The 2,709-nt window shown below is 64.1% G+C and carries 2 protein-coding genes; one reads left to right on the top strand and one right to left on the bottom strand.

Features of this window, described 5'->3' with window-relative positions:
• Positions 1-659: response regulator transcription factor (locus AAFP05_RS01825; RefSeq protein ID WP_341728146.1), on the top strand; the 659-nt coding region annotated here is incomplete at its 5' end.
• 64 nt (positions 660-723) lie between these two features.
• On the opposite strand, the gene AAFP05_RS01830 is transcribed toward AAFP05_RS01825, so the two are convergent.
• The coding region (locus tag AAFP05_RS01830; protein ID WP_341728147.1) for an ABC transporter ATP-binding protein at positions 724-2,709 on the bottom strand (1,986 nt) is incomplete at its 5' end.

Consider the following 2,709-nt stretch of genomic DNA (forward strand, 5'->3'; position numbering starts at 1 on the left):
TCCCCATGGTTGAGATCCGGGTGTTGATCACCGACGATGACCCGCTGGTACGAGTTGCTCTTTCGCATTTCGCCTCACGAGACCCGGAGATCACTGTCATCGGTGAGGCCGAGAACGGGCGCGAAGCGATCGAGAAGGTCGAACGCCTGATGCCGGACATCGCGATGATGGACGTCCAGATGCCGGTGATGAGTGGCATTGAGGCCACTCAAACCATTACTTCGCGCTGGCCGGATGTTCGCGTCCTCGCGGTCACGACGCTCGACAATCGCGAGAACGTGCTGCCCATGCTGAGCGCCGGCGCCACCGGCTACATGCTGAAAGACTCGAGCGCGGACGAGATTCTGCACGCCCTGCACCAGGCCTATGAGGGAGAGAGCTCGCTGTCTCCGCGGGTGGCGGCGATGCTCGTGCAGCACGTGCGCAACGCATCACCGGTGCATTCGACCGGCGAGCTCGCGTCGCTCACCGACCGCGAATCCCAAGTGCTACACAAGCTCGCGCTCGGCATGTCGAACGCGGAGATGGCCGGTGCCCTGCTCGTCTCCGAGGGGACGATCAAGGCTCACCTCGGCAGCATCATGCAGAAGTGGAATGTACGCGACCGCGTCCAGGTGCTCGTCACGGCGGCCCGCGCCGGCCTGGTCGATTTCTCCTGATCCGTTATCGCCAAAAGCGCCTCCGCCGCTTGTCCCGATGTCATGGCCGTTCGGGAAGTCTTGCCTAGTCGTCCGGCCTATCCGCAGGCTCGTCGGCAGTCTCGTCGAGAGCCCCCTCGAACTGCGACCGGTACATCCGGTAGTAGGCGCCCGAGCGAGCCAGCAACTCGTCGTGGGTGCCTTGCTCCACGATTCGCCCGTCGTCCATCATCAGGATCGTGTCGGCGTCGCGGATCGTTGAGAGTCGGTGCGCGATGACGAATGAGGTCCGATCCGCCCGCAGCCGTCGCATTGCCTGCTGCACCAGCACCTCGGTTCGGGTATCCACCGACGACGTGGCCTCGTCCAGGATGAGCAGCGAGGGATTCGCAATGAATGCGCGTGCGATCGTCAGCAGCTGTCGCTCGCCGACGGACAACGAGGACGCGTTCTCCTCGATCACCGTGTCGTAGCCGTCGGGCAGTTGCCGGACGAACCGGTCAACCATCGTGGCCTCGGCCGCGGCGATCACGTCCCAATCGGGGGCGTCGAGTCGTCCGTACCGGATGTTCTCGCGGATGGTGCCGTTGAACAGCCAGGCATCCTGAAGCACCATGCCGATGTGTCCGCGCAGGTCCGCGCGCGAAAGGGCGGTGATGTCGACGTCGTCGAGCAGGATTCGCCCGGCTTGCAGCTCGTAGAAGCGCATCACGAGGTTCACCAGGGTCGTCTTGCCGGCGCCGGTGGGACCCACGATCGCCACAGTCTGGCCGGGCTGGGCGGTGAACGAGAGGTCCTCGATCAGTGGCTGCTCGGGGTCGTAGCAGAACGTCACGTTCTCGAATCTGACGTGGCCGTTCGTCCGCTCGGGAATAGCCGCGGTGCCACGATCGGGCTGCTGCTCGTCGGCATCGAGGAGTTCGAAGGTCCGCTCCGCCGAGGCAACTCCCGACTGCACCATGTTCGCCAATCCCGCCAGCTCGCCGATCGGCTGCGAGAAATCCCGGGAGTACTGGATGAAGGCGGTCACATCTCCGAGGGTCAGAGTCCCCGAGGTCACGCGCAGGGCACCAACGACGGCGATCAGCACGTAGCTGAGATAGGAGATCCAATCCATCGCGGGCATGATCGTGCCGGCAAGGAACTGTGCCTTGTACGTCGCCTGGAAGAGCCGCTCGTTGCGTTCGTCGAAGACCTCGGCCATCTCGTCGTCGCGATTGAAGATGCGCATCAGTTCACGGCCGGTCAGGGACTCCTCGATATGCCCGTTGACCTCGCCTGTACTCTTCCACTGGGCGGCGAACAGCTTTTGGGCACGCACCCCCACCACGGCTGCGATGACGGCAGAAAGCGGCAGCGCGATCACGGCGATCAGGGCGAGCTGCCACGAGACGACGAACATCATCGCGCCGATGCCGAGCACCGTGAGCACCGACTGCACGAGTTGCGCGAGCGTCTGCTGGAGCACCTGCTGCATGTTGTCGATGTCGTTGGTGACCCGGGAGAGGATGTCGCCGCGCTGGTGGGAATCGAAATACCGCAGCGGCAGGCGGTTGATCTTCTCCTGGATGCTCTGGCGAAGACCGAAGACCACGCGCATCACGAGCCGGTTGAGCAGCCAGCCCTGCCACCACATGAAGAACGACGAGCCGGCATAGAGCGCGATCACGATCGCAATCAGGCGTCCGAGTTCGCCGAAATCGACGCCCTGCCCGGGAACCACGCTGGCGCTGGCGAGCATGTCCGCGTATTCGGTCCGGCCGGCCGCTCGGGCCTGCTCAATGATGACCTCGATCGGCACGCCCGCGGGCAGCGAGCGTCCCAGCACCCCGTTGAAAATCACATCCATGGCGTTGCCGAGAATACGCGGTGCGATCACGGTGAGGACGACGGCGATCACGACGAGGACTACGACCAGGACGAACTTTCCCTTCTCCGGTGCGAGCAGCCCGATGAGCCGCCTGACCGACGGCCAGAAGTGTTTGATCTTCGGGGGAGGTGTTTCGCCGGACTCGTTCACCGCGGTGGGTTCGTTGGACGTGTCGATCTGAGCGGTGGGTTTGTCGGGCGT

Origin of the sequence: Brooklawnia sp. (assembly GCF_032229645.1) — a bacterium.
GTDB lineage: Bacteria > Actinomycetota > Actinomycetes > Propionibacteriales > Propionibacteriaceae > Brooklawnia.